Origin of the sequence: Nonomuraea sp. JJY05 (genome assembly GCF_043496855.1) — a bacterium.
GTDB lineage: Bacteria > Actinomycetota > Actinomycetes > Streptosporangiales > Streptosporangiaceae > Nonomuraea.
In genome coordinates, this window is record NZ_JBIEIS010000025.1 from 169,874 (window position 1) to 185,710 (window position 15,837).

Consider the following 15,837-nt stretch of genomic DNA (forward strand, 5'->3'; position numbering starts at 1 on the left):
CAACCATGGAAGTCGTTAAGGAACTGCTGGAGCGCTCGCACCGGCTGGGCGCCGACCCGCGCAACACCAACTACGCGGGCGGCAACACCTCGGCCAAGGGCGCGGCGCCCGACCCGGTCACCGGAGAGGACGTCGAACTCCTCTGGGTCAAGGGCTCGGGCGGCGACCTGGGCACGCTGAAGGAGTCCGGCCTCGCCGTGCTCCGCCTGGACCGCCTGCGCGCGCTCGTGAACGTCTACCCGGGCGTGGAGCGCGAGGACGAGATGGTCGCCGCGTTCGACTACTGCCTGCACGGCAAGGGCGGCGCCGCGCCGTCGATCGACACCGCCATGCACGGCCTGGTCGAGGCCGCGCACGTCGACCACCTGCACCCCGACGCCGGGATCGCGCTCGCGACCGCGGCCGACGGCGAGGAGCTGACCAGGCGCGTCTTCGGCGACCGCGTGGTGTGGGTGCCGTGGCGGCGGCCCGGGTTCCAGCTCGGCCTGGACATCGCCGCCATCAAGGAGGCCAACCCGCAGGCCATCGGCTGCATCCTCGGCGGCCACGGCATCACCGCCTGGGGCGCCACGTCGCAGGAGTGCGAGTCCCGTTCGCTGGAGATCATCCGCACCGCGGAGGCGTACCTGGCCGAGCACGGCCGCCCCGACCCGTTCGGCTCGGTGATCCACGAGACGCTGCCGGAGGCCGAGCGGCACGCGCGGGCCGCCGCGCTGTTCCCGCACATCCGCGGCCTGGCCTCCACCGACGTCCGCGTCGTCGGCCACTACACCGACACGCCCGAGGTGCTGGACTTCGTCTCCCGCGCCGAGCACCCGCGCCTGGCGGCCCTGGGCACGTCGTGCCCGGACCACTTCCTGCGGACCAAGGTCGCGCCGCTGGTGCTCGACCTGCCGCCGGACGCGCCCCTGGAGCAGGCCGTCGAACGGCTGCGCGAGCTGCACACCGCCTACCGCGCCGACTACACGGCCTACTACGACCGCAACGCCACCCCCGACTCGCCGCCCATGCGCGGCGCGGACCCGGCGATCGTGCTGGTGCCGGGCGTCGGCATGTTCTCGTTCGGCAAGGACAAGCAGACCGCCCGCGTGGCCGGCGAGTTCTACGTCAACGCCATCAACGTCATGCGCGGGGCAGAGTCCGTCTCCACGTACGCGCCCATCCCCGAGTCGGAGAAGTTCCGCATCGAGTACTGGGAGCTGGAGGAGGCCAAGCTCCGCCGCATGCCCAAGCCGAAGCCCCTGGCCACCCGCGTCGCGCTGGTGACCGGCGGCGGCTCGGGCATCGGCGCGGCGACCGCGCGCCGCCTGGCCGCGGAGGGCGCGTGCGTGGTGGTGGCCGACCGCGACGTGGCCGCCGCGGAGAAGGTCGCCGCCGAGCTCGGCGCGGCCGCCTACCGGGTGTCCGACGTCGCGGTGGCGGTCGCCGTGGACGTCACCTCGGAGGAGCAGGTCGCCGCGGCGGTACGCGCGGGCGTGCTGGCCTTCGGCGGCGTGGACCTGGTCGTCAACAACGCCGGCCTGTCGCTGTCCCGCGCGCTGCTGGAGACCACCCTGGACGACTGGGACCTGCAGCACGACGTGATGGCCAGGGGCTCGTTCCTGGTCGCGCGCGAGACGGCCCGGGTCCTGATCGACCAGGGTCTGGGCGGCGACATCGTCTACATCTCCTCCAAGAACGCCGTCTTCGCCGGCCCGAACAACGTCGCCTACGGCGCGGCCAAGGCCGACCAGGCGCACCAGGTCCGGCTGCTGGCGGCCGAGCTGGGCACGCACGGCATCCGCGTCAACGGGATCAACCCCGACGGCGTGGTACGCGGCTCCGGCATCTTCGCCTCCGGCTGGGGCGCCAACCGCGCGGCCGTCTACGGCGTGCAGGAGGAGAAGCTCGGCGAGTTCTACGCGCAGCGGACCCTGCTCAAGCGCGAGGTCCTGCCCGAGCACGTGGCCGCCGCGGTCTTCGCCCTCACCGGCAACGACCTGACCCACACCACGGGCCTGCACATACCGGTGGACGCGGGCGTGGCCGCCGCCTTCCTGCGCTGACCGCTCAGGAGTAGGCCGCCACCATCCCGACCACCGTCAGCGCGGCTCCGGCCGCCGTGACCAGGAAGCCCCCGGTCACGGCGGCCCGACGCCCCCTGCGCGCCCCCGCCCAGTACATGATCACGTACGGCAGGAACCCCAGCCCCCCGAACCCGACCGCCGGCAACGTCAAGGCCGCCATGACCCCCTTGGTCCCGGCCGGGACCGCGCGGTCGCCTTCCGGCGTGAGCTGGGCCCGCGACACGGCGCCCGCCTCGGAGTCCGGCGAGGCGTCCACCGCCACGGCGCTCCCGCCGGAGTCCGGAGTGAAGATCCCCTGGCAGTCGTAGCGGCCCTCGCCCAGCGCCTCGCACGAGGCCACCCGCAGCGTCCCCGGCGTGCCGGCGCGCCCGGTGGCCAGCTCCAGATCGCCGATCGCGAACGCCACCGGCGCCAGGCACACCGTCAGCCAGAGCAGCACGAGGACGATCCGCCCGAACCGCCCCGGGTCCCTCCCGCCAGGGGTGACGAACTGCAGATCGGGCAAGAAGTCGCTCATGCGCCCCATCGTCGCCGCCCCCGCTTGGCATTCACCTGCAGCCGACTGGGAACACTCCCCGTCTCACGATGTGGTCATCTGGACGCCTCCAGCTTGCATGTCCATCCCGTGGAGTGCATTATCTTCACAGTAAGGTCATGAGCAAGGATGCATGAATATGCAGGAGAGAGGGCTGAATGAGGGCAGCGGTCGCGGGTGCCAGCGGCTACGCGGGAGGAGAGCTGCTCCGCCTCCTCCTAGGGCACCCCGAGTTCGAGATCGGCGCGCTCACCGCGGCGTCCAGTGCGGGCAGCCGCCTCGGCGCCCACCAGCCTCACCTGCCGCAGCTGGCCGACCGGATCATCGAGGACACCGTCGCCGACACGCTGGCCGGGCACGACGTCGTCTTCCTCGCCCTGCCGCACGGCCACTCGGCCGCCGTCGCCGCCCAGCTCGGCGAGGAGACGATCGTCGTCGACTGCGGCGCCGACCACCGGCTCACCGACCCGGCCGCCTGGCAGGAGTTCTACGGCGGCGAGCACGCCGGGTCCTGGCCCTACGGCCTGCCCGAGCTGCCCGGCCAGCGGGAGATCCTGCGGACGGCCACCCGCATCGCGGTCCCCGGCTGCTACCCGACCTCCGTCCTGCTGGCCCTGTGGCCCGCGTTCGCCGCGGGCCTGGCCGAGCCGGACGTGGTCGTGGTGGCCGCCAGCGGCACCAGCGGCGCCGGCAAGTCGCTCAAGCCCAGCCTGCTCGGCAGCGAGGTCATGGGCTCGGTCAGCGCGTACGGCGTGGGCGGCGTCCACCGGCACACGCCCGAGATGGAGCAGGGCCTGTCGGCCGTCGCCGGCACGCCGGTCCGCGTCTCGTTCACCCCGACGCTGGCCCCCATGAGCCGCGGCATCCTCGCCACCTGCACCGCCCCGGCCGCGCCCGGCCTCACCAAGGAGTCGCTGCGGACGGCGTACGAGGCGGCGCTGAAGGCGGAGCCGTTCGTCAAGCTCCTGCCCGAGGGCACGTGGCCGGCCACCTCCATGACCTACGGCGCCAACACCGCCGTCCTGCAGGTGACGCTCGACGAACGCGCGGGCCGCGTGGTCGCCGTCATCGCCATCGACAACCTCACCAAGGGCACGGCCGGAGGCGCCGTCCAGAGCGTGAACCTCGCACTCGGCCTCCCCGAAGAGCTCGGCCTTCCCCTGACAGGAGTCGCACCGTGAGAGAGCGCAGCGAACGAACCAATGAGCACGGGCGTCAAACGCTTGCGTTGCCGACGAAGGAGGCGGCGTGAGCGTAACCGCACCACTCGGTTTTCGGGCCGCGGGCATCGCCGCCGGGATCAAGTCCGGCGGCGCCCGTGACCTGGCCCTCGTCGTCAACGACGGGCCCAGCAGGGCCGCCGCGGGCGTCTTCACCGCCAACCGCGTGAAGGCCGCCCCCGTGCTGTGGTCGCAGCAGGTCCTGGCCGGCGGACGGCTGCGAGCGGTCGTGCTCAACTCCGGCGGCGCCAACGCCTGCACCGGCCCCGAGGGCTTCCAGGACACCCACGCCACCGCCGAGAAGGTGGCAGAGGTGCTCGAGGACTCCGCGGGCGAGGTCGCGGTCTGCTCCACCGGCCTGATCGGCGAGCGGCTGCCGATGGACGTGCTGCTGGCCGGCGTCGAGACAGTCGCCACCCAGCTCTCCCGCGACGGCGGGCTGGCCGCCGCCGACGCCATCCGCACCACGGACACCGTCTCCAAGATCTCGTTCCGGCGGGGCAGCGGATACATGGTCGGCGGCATGGCCAAGGGCGCGGGCATGCTCGCCCCCTCCCTGGCCACGATGCTGTGCGTGATCACCACGGACGCCGACCTCACCAGCGAGGAGCTCGACGCGGTGCTGCGCAGGGCCACGGCCAGGACGTTCGACCGTCTCGACACCGACGGCTGCATGTCCACCAACGACACCGTGCTCCTGCTGTCCAGCGGCGCCGCCGGCGTCAAGCCGGACCTCGCCGAGTTCGAGCAGAAGGTCCACGAGGTCTGCGCCGACCTGGCCAGGCAGCTCCTGGTCGACGCCGAGGGCGCCTCCAAGGCCATCGCCATCGAGGTCGTCGGCGCCGACTCCGAGGACGACGCGGTCAAGGTCGGCCGCGCGGTCTCGCGTTCCAACCTGCTCAAGTGCGCCATCCACGGCGAGGACCCCAACTGGGGCCGCGTCCTGGCCGCCGTCGGCACCACCGACGCGGTGTTCGAGCCCGAGCGCCTGAACGTGGCCATCAACGGCATCTGGATCTGCCGCGGCGGCGCGGTCGGCGACGACCGCTCCAAGGTGGACATGCGCCCCAGGGACGTGACGATCACGATCGACCTGTCGGCCGGCCCGCACACCGCGACGGTGCACACCACGGATCTCACGGCCGAGTACGTCCACGAGAACTCGGCGTACTCCTCATGAGGTCCCTCAGCGCACAGACCAAGGCCGAGTCGCTGATCGAGGCACTGCCCTGGCTGACCCGCTTCCACGGCGCCACCGTCGTCATCAAGTACGGCGGCAACGCCATGACCGACGAGGGGCTCAAGGCGGGCTTCGCCGAGGACGTCGTCTTCCTGCAGCACGCGGGCCTGCGCCCGGTCGTCGTGCACGGCGGCGGCCCGCAGATCAGCAGCGCGCTGGCCAGGCTGGGCATCGAGTCCACGTTCACCGCCGGGCTGCGGGTCACCACGCCGGAGGCCATGGAGGTCGTCAGGATGGTCCTGGTCGGCCAGGTCAACCGCGACATCGTGGGCCTGGTCAACCGGCACGGCCCGTTCGCCGTAGGCATGTCCGGCGAGGACGCCCACCTGTTCACGGCCGTGCGCAAGCACGCGATCGTGGACGGCGAGCCCGTGGACATCGGCCAGGTCGGCGAGATCATCAAGGTCGATCCGGGCGCGGTGCGGGCCCTGATCGACAACGGCCGCATCCCGGTCATCTCCAGCGTGGCGCGCGGCGACGACGGGCAGATCTACAACGTGAACGCCGACACCGCCGCGGCCGCGCTGGCCGTGGCGCTCGAGGCGCAGAAGCTGATCGTCCTCACCGACGTCGAGGGCCTGTACGCCAACTGGCCCGACGACACCGACGTGATCGACCAGCTCAGCGCCGACGAGCTCGACACGCTGATGCCGACGCTGTCCAGCGGCATGGTCCCCAAGATGGAGGCCTGCCTGACCGCGGTCCAGGGCGGCGTCCCGCAGGCCCACGTGCTCGACGGCCGTGTGCCGCACTCGCTGTTGCTGGAAATATTCACCAATGAGGGAATCGGAACGATGGTGATGCCCTGATGAGCCTGTACAAGAGGTTCGAGGAAGCCTTCATGCCCAACTACGGCGTCCCGCCGGTGGCGCTGGCACGAGGCGAGGGCACTCGCGTCTGGGACGTCGACGGCAACGAATACCTCGACTTCATCGGCGGCATCGCGACCAGCTCGCTCGGTCACGCCCACCCCGCCCTGGTCGAGGCCGTCTCCAAGCAGGTCGCCACGATCGCCCACACCAGCAACCTGTTCCTGCACGAGCCCGAGGTGCTGCTCGCCGAGAAGCTCCTCACCCTGCTCAACGCCCCGGGCAAGGTCTTCTTCGCCAACTCCGGCACCGAGGCCAACGAGGCCGCCTACAAGCTCGCCGTCAAGTACGGCAAGCGCGAGGGCCGCTCCTACTTCGTCGCCGCCGAGAACGGCTTCCACGGCCGCACGATCGGCGCGCTGTCGCTGACCGGCAAGCCGTCGATCCGCGACCAGTTCGGCCCGTTCCCGGTCGACGTCCGCTTCGTCCCGTACGGCGACGCCACCGCGCTCAAGGAGGCCGTGACCGGCGACTGCATCGCGGTCTTCCTGGAGCCGACCCAGGGCGAGGCCGGTGTCGTGCCGCCGCCCGAGGGCTACTTCGAGGCGGCCCGCGAGATCTGCGACTCCACGGGCGCCCTCCTGGTCGCCGACGAGATCCAGTCCGCGATCGGCCGCACCGGCCACTGGTTCGCCCACCAGGCCGACGGCGTCACGCCCGACATCCTGACCCTGGCCAAGGGCCTGGGCGGCGGGCTGCCGATCGGCGCGTGCATCGGCTTCGGCGACGCGGGCAAGCTGTTCGCCAAGGGCGACCACGGCTCCACGTTCGGCGGCAACCCGGTCGCCTGCGCCGCGGCCCTGGCCGTGCTCGGCAACCTCGACCTCGACCACGTCAAGTCGGCCTCCGCGCGGCTGCGCTCGGGCCTGGAGTCGATCCGGCACCCGCTGCTGAAGGGCGTGCGCGGGCGCGGCCTCTGGCTGGCCACCGTGCTGAGCGAGCCCCGCTCGGCCGAGGTCCAGAAGGCCGCCCAGAGCGACGGCTTCCTGGTCAACGCCCTCCAGCCGGACGCCGTACGCATCGCGCCGCCGCTGGTGGTCACGGCCGAGGAGATCGACAAGTTCCTGGCCGCGTACCCGGCGATCCTCGCGGAGGCGGCCAAGTGACCCGGCACAGCGCGGACTCGGCGCACATCAGACACTTCCTGAGGGACGACGACCTGACGCCCGCCGAGCAGGCGGAGGTGCTCGACCTCGCCGCGGCCATGAAGAAGGACCGGTTCGGCTACCGCCCGTTCGAGGGGCCGCAGACGGTCGCGGTCCTGTTCGACAAGCCGTCGGCCCGCACGCGCATCTCCTTCCACACCGGCATCGGCGAGCTCGGCGGTCTGCCGCTGGTCGTGGACAACGTCTCGGTCCTCATGGGCCGCGGCGAGCCCACCGCCGACATCGCCCGGGTGCTCGACCGGCAGGTCGCCGCCATCGTGTGGCGGACCGCCGGTCAGGAGCTCATCGACGAGATGGCCGCCCACTCCCGGGTGCCGGTCGTCAACGCGCTCACCGACGAGTTCCACCCCTGCCAGATCCTGGCCGACCTGCAGACCGTGCAGGAGAGGCTGGGCCGGACCGCCGGGGTCACGCTCACCTACCTGGGCGACGGCGCCAACAACATGGCCCACTCCTACCTGCTCGGCGGAGCCACCGCCGGCATGCACGTGCGGATCGCGGCCCCGGCCGGCTACCAGCCCGACGCGGTCATCCTCGACCAGGCCGCCGCCATCGCCGCCAAGACGGGCGGCTCGGTGATCGCGCTGTCCGACCCGGCGGCCGCCGCCCAGGGCGCGCACGTGATCGCGACCGACACGTGGGTGTCGATGGGCCAGGACGGCAAGGAGGCGCGGGTCGCCGCGCTCATGCCGTACCAGGTGAACTCCGAGCTGCTCCAGCACGCCGCGCCCGACGCGATCGTGCTGCACTGCCTGCCGGCCTACCGCGACTACGAGATCACCGACGAGGTCCTCGAAGGCCCGCAGAGCGTCGTGTGGGACCAGGCCGAGAACCGGCTGCACGCCCAGAAGGCACTCCTCCACTGGCTGGTGTCCCGTCGATGACGATCCCCATGACCAAGGCGGCGCGGCAGGCGAAGATCACCGATCTGCTGCAGCGGCAGGCCGTGCGCTCCCAGCCGGAGCTGGCCAAGCTGCTGGCCGAGAGCGGCGTCGAGGTCACCCAGGCCACGCTCTCGCGTGACCTCGACGAGCTCGGCGCGCTCAAGCTGCGCGCCGACGACGGATCCCTGGTCTACGCCCTGCCCGGCGAGGGCGGGGCCAGGATCCCGCTCACCCGGCTGGGCACCGGAGAGACCCCGGCCGCGCGACTGCACCGCATCGCCGAGGAACTGCTGGTCGGCGCCGAGGCGTCGGCCAACCTGGTCATCGTGCGCACCCCGCCGGGCGCGGCCCAGTTCCTGGCCTCCGCCATCGACCACGCCGACTGGGAGTCGATCCTCGGCACGGTCGCGGGCGACGACACGATCCTCGTGATCAGCCGCGACCCCACGGGCGGCCAGGCCGTCGCGGAGGCGCTGCTGAGAGTGGCCGACCGGCGCGCCTAGCCCGCCGTTCGGCCAAGATTCGACATCCGGAGATATGTAATGTCCGAAAGGGTTGTTCTCGCATATTCCGGCGGCCTCGACACCTCGGTCGCCATCCCGTACCTCGCCGAGAAGATGGACGCCGAGGTCGTCTGCGTCGCCGTGGACCTCGGCCAGGGCGGCGAGGACATGGAAGCGATCCAGAAGCGGGCCCTCGACTGCGGCGCGGTCGAGTCGGTCGTGGTGGACGCCAAGGAGGAGTTCGCCGCCGACTTCTGCGTGCCCGCGCTGCAGGCCAACGCCCTCTACATGGACCGCTACCCGCTGGTCTCCTCGCTGTCGCGCCCCCTGATCGTCAAGCACCTGGTCTCGGCGGCCAAGCGGTTCGGCGGCACGATCGTCTCGCACGGCTGCACCGGCAAGGGCAACGACCAGGTCCGCTTCGAGGCCGGCCTGGCCGCCCTCGCCCCCGACCTCAAGGTCGTCGCGCCCGCCCGCGACTTCGCCTGGACGCGTGACAAGGCCATCGAGTACGCCGAGGCCAAGGGCCTGCCCATCGAGACGTCGAAGAAGAACCCGTTCTCCATCGACCAGAACCTCTGGGGCCGCGCCGTCGAGACCGGCTTCCTCGAGGACATCTGGAACGGCCCCACCGAGGACGTCTACTCCTACACCGACGACCCGGCCGGGCCGCGCGAGGCCGACGAGGTCGTCATCACGTTCGAGCAGGGCGTCCCGGTAGGGCTCGACGGGCGGGCGCTGACGCCGTACCAGGTCATCGACGAGCTCAACAGGCGCGCGGGCGCGCAGGGCGTCGGCCGGATCGACCTGGTCGAGGACCGCCTGGTCGGCATCAAGTCGCGCGAGGTGTACGAGGCGCCCGGCGCCGTCGCCCTCATCGCCGCGCACATGGAGCTGGAGAACGTCACCGTCGAACGCGACCTGGCCCGCTTCAAGCGCGGCGTGGACCAGCGGTGGGGCGAGCTGGTCTACGACGGCCTGTGGTTCTCCCCGCTCAAGAGCGCCCTCGACGCGCTCATCGCCGAGGCGCAGAAGCACGTCTCCGGCGACATCCGCATGACGCTGCACGGCGGCCGGGCCACGGTCACGGGCCGCCGCTCGGAGGAGTCTCTGTACGATTTCTCGCTGGCCACCTACGACACCGGCGACACGTTCGACCAGTCGCTGGCCAAGGGCTTCGTCCAGCTGTTCTCCCTCCCCAGTAAGATCGCCGCCGCACGAGGCGCCGAGAAAGGGTGACTTGCACTATGGTCGCGCCGGAGCACAGGAGCTCGGGGCGAGAGAACGAGGAACGATGCCAACGAGTCCCGAAGCGGGTGCGACCATGGACATGGTCACGAAGGAGACAACGGTGAGTGATGGCAAGCCGATGCGGCTGTGGGGCGGGCGCTTCGAGAGCGGCCCGTCCGACGCGCTGGCCCGGCTGTCGGTGAGCGTGCACTTCGACTGGCGGCTCGTGCCGTACGACCTGGCGGCGTCCAGGGCGCACGCGCGCGTGCTGCACAGGGCGGAGCTGCTGAGCGACGAGGAGCTCGAGCGCATGATCGGCGCGCTCGACGACCTGGAGCGCGCCTGCAAGGCGGGCGAGTTCCGGCCGACGGTCGCCGACGAGGACGTGCACACGGCGCTGGAGCGCGGTCTGCTGGAGCGGCTCGGCTCGCTGGGCGGCAAGCTCCGCGCGGGGCGCTCGCGCAACGACCAGATCGCCACCGACCTGCGCCTCTATCTGCGCGATCACGCCCGCTCGGTCGTCTCCCGCCTGGTCGAGCTGGAGACGGCGCTCATGGCCCAGGCAGAACAGCACGCCGAGACCGCCGCGCCCGGCATGACGCACCTGCAGCACGCGCAGCCGGTGTCGTTCGGCCACCAGCTCCTGGCCCACGTGCACGCCTTCGCCCGCGACATCGACCGGCTCACCGACTGGGACAAGCGCGCCGCGATCTCCCCGCTCGGCGCCGGCGCGCTGGCGGGCTCGTCGCTGCCGCTCGACCCGCAGGCCGTGGCCGAGGAGCTCGGCTTCGCCGCCGCCGCGCCCAACTCGATGGACGCCGTCGCCGACCGTGACTTCGCGGCGGAGTTCCTGTTCGACGCGGCCATGATCGGCGTGCACCTGTCGCGGCTGGGCGAGGAGATCGTCCTGTGGGCCTCGCAGGAGTTCCGCTGGATCGAGATGGACGACGCCTACTCCACCGGCTCGTCGATCATGCCCCAGAAGAAGAACCCCGACGTCGCCGAGCTGGCCCGCGGCAAGTCCGGGCGCCTCATCGGCAACCTGATGTCGCTGCTGACCACGCTCAAGGGCCTGCCGCTGACCTACAACCGCGACCTGCAGGAGGACAAGGAGCCCGTCTTCGACGCCGTAGACACGCTGCTCCTGGTCCTGCCCGCGATGGCCGGGCTGGTCGCGACCATGCGGGTCAACACCGCCCGCATGGAGTCCTCGGCGCCCGACGGGTTCGCGCTGGCCACCGACCTGGCCGAGCTGCTCGTACGCCGGGGGGTCCCGTTCCGCGAGGCCCACGAGGCGGTCGGCCACCTGGTGGTGTGGTGCCAGGTCAACGACAAGGACCTGGGCGACCTCACGGACGAGGAGCTGATCAAGGTGTCGTCGCACCTGACGCCCGACGTCCGCGACGTGCTCAACGTGCCCGGCGCCCTGGCCGCGCGCAAGGCTCACGGCGGCACCGCGCCCGACCGCGTCCGCGACCAGCTCGTCGCGCTGCGGGAGGCGGTCGACGCGCAGGCGGCATGGGCAGCGGGGAGCTGAGCTCCGCCGCGCTGCCGCGGGGTTTCTTCGACCGGCCGTCGCACGAGGTCGCGCCCGAGCTGCTCAGGCGCGTGCTCGTGCACGGCCCCGTCGCCGTGCGTCTGACCGAGGTCGAGGCGTACGGCGGCCCCGGCGAGGACCCGGCGGCGCACACCTACCGGGGCAAGACGCCGCGTAACGCGGTCATGTTCGGCCCGCCCGGGCACCTGTACGTGTACTTCACGTACGGCATGCACTTCTGCGCGAACCTGGTCTGCCTGCCCGAGGGCTTCGGCTCGGCCGTGCTGCTGCGGGCCGGCGAGGTGGTGGCGGGCATCGACGAGGCCCGCGCCCGGCGCACGTCCGCGGGCAACGGCCCTACGTCCACGACCGGGAGGGTCAGGACGATCCCCGATCGGGACCTCGCCCGCGGGCCGGCCAGGCTGGCCGTCGTCCTCGGCCTGCTGCGCGAGCACAACGGCCTCGACGCGATCGCGGGTGACTCTTACGCAGCGGATCGCCGGCTGACCGGAGTCCCGCATGGCGCGGCGGCCGTGCTGGAGGGCCGTCCGGCGGAGGCGGCGTCGATCAGGTCAGGCCCGCGTACCGGCATCTCGACCGCCAAGGACACGCCGTGGCGGTTCTGGATCGAGGGTGACCCGACCGTGTCGCCCTACCGCGCTCACGTGCCCCGCCGCCGCAACGCCGCGGCCACCTCGGTGGGAGGAGCATCCAGGTCGTGACGGCTGAAGATGTGCAGGTGGTCGCCCGTGTCGATCTCCAGGATCTCGCTGCGCCGCCCCCATCGCCTGCTCACGTCGACCTTGATGTCCCGGATCGCCTCCCAGGGTACGTGCCGCCTGCCCGCGAACCCGTGCACCACGGTGATCCCCCTTTCGTCGGCCGCCAGCCGTACGGGGACGATCAGATCGCGCAGCCCCATCCCTCCGACCAGCACGGCCGCGGGGACGGCCAGGACCACACCGCGGACATCGCCGGCGACCCACCAGTAGACGGCGAGCCCAGCACACGCCAGAGCCCCTAAAATCTTGAAAACGGCCAGCTCGCGACGGACCCTCCACATGGAGACAGAGCGTATCCAAGTGGCGGTTGACCCGAGCGATCGGGCACGCTTGTCATAACTCAACATCCAACGTCTCTACGGAAAGCCGGCACCGTGACCGACATTCTCGATGACCTCGCGTGGCGAGGGCTTATCGCTCAGTCCACCGACCTCGACGCCCTGCGCGCGTCCATGGCCAAGGGCCCGATCACGGTCTATTCCGGTTTTGACCCCACCGCCGCCTCCTTGCACGTCGGCCACTTCGTGCCGCTGCTCACGCTGCGCCGCCTCCAGCTGGCCGGGCACCGCCCGATCGGCCTGGTCGGCGGCGCCACCGGCCTGATCGGCGACCCGAGCGGGCGCAACACCGAGCGCTCGCTCAACGCCACCGAGGTCGTCGCGGAGTGGGTGGAGCGCCTGCGCGGCCAGGTCGGCCGTTTCCTCGACTTCGACGTCCAGCCGAACGCCGCCCAGCTGGTCAGCAACCTCGACTGGACCGGCGAGCTGAGCGCCATCGACTTCCTGCGCGACATCGGCAAGCACTTCCCGGTCAACCGCATGCTCGCCCGGGAGTCCGTCTCCGCGCGCCTGCAGGGGGAGGGGCTGAGCTACACCGAGTTCAGCTACCAGATCCTGCAGGCCAACGACTACCTGGAGCTGTTCCGCCGGCACGACTGCACGCTGCAGATCGGTGGCAGCGACCAGTGGGGCAACATCACGGCGGGCGCCGACCTCATCCGCCGCATCGAGGGCGGGCACGTCCACGCGCTCACCCTGCCGCTGATCACCAAGGCCGACGGCACCAAGTTCGGCAAGACGGCGGGCGGCGCGCTCTGGCTCGACCCGGAGATGACCTCGCCCTACGCCTTCTACCAGTACTTCCTCAACTCCGACGACCGCGACGTGATCCACTACCTCAAGGTCTTCACCTTCAAGACCCGCGAGGAGATCGAGGCCCTGGAGAAGGCCGTCGCCGAACGCCCCTTCGCCCGCGAGGCGCAGCGGACGCTCGCCGAGGACCTCACCGAGCTGCTCCACGGCAAGCACGAGCTCGACGCGGTCGTGGCGGCCTCGAAGGCGCTCTTCGGACAGGGCGCGCTGGAGGACCTGCCCGCCTCCACGCTGGGGGCGGCGCTGGCCGAGGTGCCGAAGGCCACGGTCCCCGCGCTCGGTACGTCGTTCGTCGACCTGCTGGCCGACAGCGGCCTGGTGGAGTCGAAGTCGGCGGCCAGGCGGGCGGTGAAGGAGGGCGGGGCTTACCTCAACAACGTCAAGATCACTGACGAGGCGTACGTACCGGGCTCCGAGGATCTGCTGCACGGGCGCTTCATGGTGCTGCGGCGCGGCAAGAAGTCGATCGGCGGCGTCGAGGTCGGCTGACCTCCGCGGGTCCTTCCCCCCCGTTTGGGGAAGGGCCCGCGAGGTGCGTCAGCGGCGGACGAACAGCGCCACCGTCAGCCCCGGCAGCTCGGCGGAGTGCTTGGCCAGGCTCAGCTTGAATCCCGCCTTCACCACCTCGGCCACCCGCGGAACCGCGTCGCCGTCGAGGCCCGACTGCTTGCTCCCGCGCCACACCACCCACACCCGGTCACGCCCGTCCAGCGCGGCCGCCGCGTCGGAGCGCTCCGGATACCCGAACCCGTCGGGCGAGGGCGCTTCACCGGTCTTGAGCACGTCGACCGGCATCAAGGAGTCGGCGTAGTACTCGAAGCCCGTGCGGAGCTGGCTCTGGCCGTACACGATCGCGTCGTCGGGCTCGGCCTTGATCACGCGCAACGCCCAGGGGATGTTCTCGAAACGTCCGTTCTCCTCGCGTACCGTGACGTGCTCCTGGACGGACAGCGCGCATCCGAGCAGCACCACCACGACCGCGGCCACCACCTGGAACCGGGGCAGGGCCGCCACGGCGAGCCCCGCCAGCAGCGCCAGCGCCGGAGCGGTCACGAACAGGTACCGGTCCACGTAGACGGGCGTCACGAGCTGCGACACGGCGAGCAGCAGCACCGGCGGCAACACGAGCCACCCGACCAGCACGAACACCCACACCCTGGCCCCGCCGCGTTCTCCGGCCCCGCCGTACTGCCCTTCCCCGGCCCTGGCTCGGCCGGCTTCCTCGACCCCGCCGTGTTCTCCAGCCCTGGCTCGGCCGCCTTCCCCGGCCCCGCCGTGTTCCCCGGCCTGGGCTTGGCTGGCTTCCTCGGCCCCGCGTGGCGCCCCCCTCCACAGCAGCACCGCGCCGGCCAGCGCCAGGGCGAACAACATCACACCCAGCCCGGTCGCTCCCGCCGCCATCTTGGGGAACTTCAGCCACACCTCCGGCCCGCGCTGCGGGATCCAGCTGATCGCGTGCCGCTCCCCGAACCCCACCAGCCCCAGCACCGCGGCGGGCAGGCACCCGACGGCCAGCGCCGCCAACATCGGCACCACCCAGGCCCGGCGCAGGAGCAGCAACTGGGCGGGCAGCACCAGCACCGCGAACAGGTGCGTGGAGCACACGAGGGCCACCGCGACCCCGTACACCACCCACCGCCTGGCCTCGGAGCGCTCCACGGCCCGATGCAGCGCCCAGAACGAGAACGCCACCGCGGCCGCCGCGAACGCGTACGACCTCGCAAAGGCCCCGAAGTAGGACACTGAGGGCAGGATCGCGAAGACGGCGGCCGCGATCACCCCGGCCCGCGTGCTGTGCAGCCGCCGCCCCAGATCGACCAGGAACCAGGCCGCCACGCCGATCCCCACCGCCGACGGCAGCCGCAGCCACAACTCCGCCGTGCCCGTCTTCACCCAGAGGTGCATGAATAGGTAGTACGGGAGGAAATGACCGTCGATGTTCCGGGCCAGCTCCCACATGCCGGACAGCGAGCGGGAAGCGGCGCTGATGGTGGCCAGTTCGTCGCCGTTCAGGGTGGCGGACCCGGTGCCGGTGAACGCCGCGATGCCGGCGAGCAAGGACATCCACCATGGGGTGAAGGTCCGGAGACGTTCGGCGGGGCGGGCGGGGGGAGCGAGCGTGGCGGCAGTGGTCACCGGGGCAGGATACGCGGGAGAAGGTGGGGCGTATTCGCGTTCGCCCCTTATGCGGGGCGCCTTCGGACGGGCCGCGTCCGCGACACCTTGGAGCCTTCGCGGCTACCTTCAGGTGGCACTTGTGTTGCAGTCCGCCCTGGGCGCAGCGCAGGCATCGACGCTCACCCGGCACCCTGGCCAGGCCGCCTGCTCACGCCACCCGGTCCGGCACCCGGTCCGGCATCCGGTCCGGCTACCTGGCCTGGCGCACCGACATTCGCGGCCCGCTACAGCGCCCCAAGCACACGGCTTGCCGCCACCAGCATCGTCACTGTCATCAGCACCGCCACCGCCACCGGCACGGCCACGGCCACCGTCACCGGCACGCACCGGCATGTCACCGCACGGCCCCCGGCACCGCCACCGGCACCGCCACCGGCACCGCCACCGGCACCGCCACCGGCACCGCCACCGGCACCGCCACCGGCACCGCCACCGGCACCGCCAACGGCACCGCCACCGGCACCGCCACCGGCACC

At 71.8% G+C, this 15,837-nt stretch carries 14 protein-coding genes; 11 read left to right on the forward strand and 3 right to left on the reverse strand.

The window, feature by feature from the left end:
* Nucleotides 1-5: 5 nt before the first annotated feature.
* Nucleotides 6-2,045 (forward strand): bifunctional aldolase/short-chain dehydrogenase, encoded by a 2,040-nt coding sequence (locus ACFKCF_RS35010; RefSeq protein WP_394499565.1) that lies wholly within the window; start codon nt 6-8, stop codon nt 2,043-2,045.
* A 4-nt stretch (nt 2,046-2,049) separates the two neighbouring features.
* On the opposite strand, the gene ACFKCF_RS35015 is transcribed toward ACFKCF_RS35010, so the two are convergent.
* Entirely contained in the window at nt 2,050-2,583 is a 534-nt protein-coding gene (locus ACFKCF_RS35015; RefSeq protein ID WP_394499566.1) for a hypothetical protein, read from the reverse strand.
* A 176-nt stretch (nt 2,584-2,759) separates the two neighbouring features.
* Between ACFKCF_RS35015 and argC the strand changes: the two genes are divergently transcribed.
* The 9 genes from argC to ACFKCF_RS35060 all read left to right on the forward strand — a co-directional run bounded on the left by argC (nt 2,760) and on the right by ACFKCF_RS35060 (nt 11,972).
* On the forward strand, nt 2,760-3,782 hold the full coding sequence (gene argC, locus ACFKCF_RS35020) for an N-acetyl-gamma-glutamyl-phosphate reductase (protein ID WP_394499567.1): 1,023 nt from the start codon (nt 2,760-2,762) through the stop codon (nt 3,780-3,782).
* 67 nt (nt 3,783-3,849) lie between these two features.
* Nucleotides 3,850-5,001, forward strand: coding sequence for a bifunctional glutamate N-acetyltransferase/amino-acid acetyltransferase ArgJ (gene argJ, locus ACFKCF_RS35025; protein ID WP_394499568.1), 1,152 nt, complete (start codon nt 3,850-3,852; stop codon nt 4,999-5,001).
* Nucleotides 4,998-5,870 (forward strand): acetylglutamate kinase, encoded by an 873-nt coding sequence (gene argB / locus ACFKCF_RS35030; protein WP_394499569.1) that lies wholly within the window; start codon nt 4,998-5,000, stop codon nt 5,868-5,870. The genes argJ and argB overlap by 4 nt, the downstream gene beginning before the upstream one ends.
* Nucleotides 5,870-7,036 (forward strand): acetylornithine transaminase, encoded by a 1,167-nt coding sequence (locus ACFKCF_RS35035; RefSeq protein WP_394499570.1) that lies wholly within the window; start codon nt 5,870-5,872, stop codon nt 7,034-7,036. The genes argB and ACFKCF_RS35035 overlap by 1 nt, the downstream gene beginning before the upstream one ends.
* Nucleotides 7,033-7,980: an ornithine carbamoyltransferase gene (gene argF / locus ACFKCF_RS35040; protein ID WP_394499571.1), complete on the forward strand. Its 948-nt coding sequence runs from the start codon at nt 7,033-7,035 to the stop codon at nt 7,978-7,980. The genes ACFKCF_RS35035 and argF overlap by 4 nt, the downstream gene beginning before the upstream one ends.
* Entirely contained in the window at nt 7,977-8,483 is a 507-nt protein-coding gene (locus ACFKCF_RS35045) for an arginine repressor (protein WP_394499572.1), read from the forward strand. Before argF ends, ACFKCF_RS35045 begins: the two co-directional genes overlap by 4 nt.
* A 39-nt stretch (nt 8,484-8,522) precedes the next feature.
* Nucleotides 8,523-9,722, forward strand: coding sequence for an argininosuccinate synthase (locus tag ACFKCF_RS35050; RefSeq protein WP_394499573.1), 1,200 nt, complete (start codon nt 8,523-8,525; stop codon nt 9,720-9,722).
* A 91-nt stretch (nt 9,723-9,813) separates the two neighbouring features.
* Nucleotides 9,814-11,250, forward strand: coding sequence for an argininosuccinate lyase (gene argH / locus ACFKCF_RS35055; RefSeq protein WP_394499581.1), 1,437 nt, complete (start codon nt 9,814-9,816; stop codon nt 11,248-11,250).
* Complete coding sequence (locus tag ACFKCF_RS35060; RefSeq protein ID WP_394499574.1) at nt 11,232-11,972, forward strand: DNA-3-methyladenine glycosylase; 741 nt, start codon at nt 11,232-11,234, stop codon at nt 11,970-11,972. The genes argH and ACFKCF_RS35060 overlap by 19 nt, the downstream gene beginning before the upstream one ends.
* On the opposite strand, the gene ACFKCF_RS35065 is transcribed toward ACFKCF_RS35060, so the two are convergent.
* Entirely contained in the window at nt 11,912-12,313 is a 402-nt protein-coding gene (locus ACFKCF_RS35065; protein ID WP_394499575.1) for a PH domain-containing protein, read from the reverse strand. The two genes, ACFKCF_RS35060 and ACFKCF_RS35065, sit on opposite strands and share 61 nt — an antisense overlap.
* A gap of 93 nt (nt 12,314-12,406) precedes the next feature.
* Here ACFKCF_RS35065 and tyrS point away from each other — a divergent pair, with 93 nt between their 5' ends.
* The gene (tyrS, locus tag ACFKCF_RS35070; protein WP_394499576.1) at nt 12,407-13,672 is read left to right on the forward strand and encodes a tyrosine--tRNA ligase; all 1,266 of its coding nucleotides are present in this window, start codon (nt 12,407-12,409) and stop codon (nt 13,670-13,672) included.
* Nucleotides 13,673-13,720: 48 nt separating this feature from the next.
* Here tyrS and ACFKCF_RS35075 read toward each other — a convergent pair whose 3' ends face one another.
* The gene (locus ACFKCF_RS35075) at nt 13,721-15,319 is read right to left on the reverse strand and encodes a glycosyltransferase family 39 protein (protein WP_394499577.1); all 1,599 of its coding nucleotides are present in this window, start codon (nt 15,317-15,319) and stop codon (nt 13,721-13,723) included.
* Nucleotides 15,320-15,837: the final 518 nt, after the last annotated feature.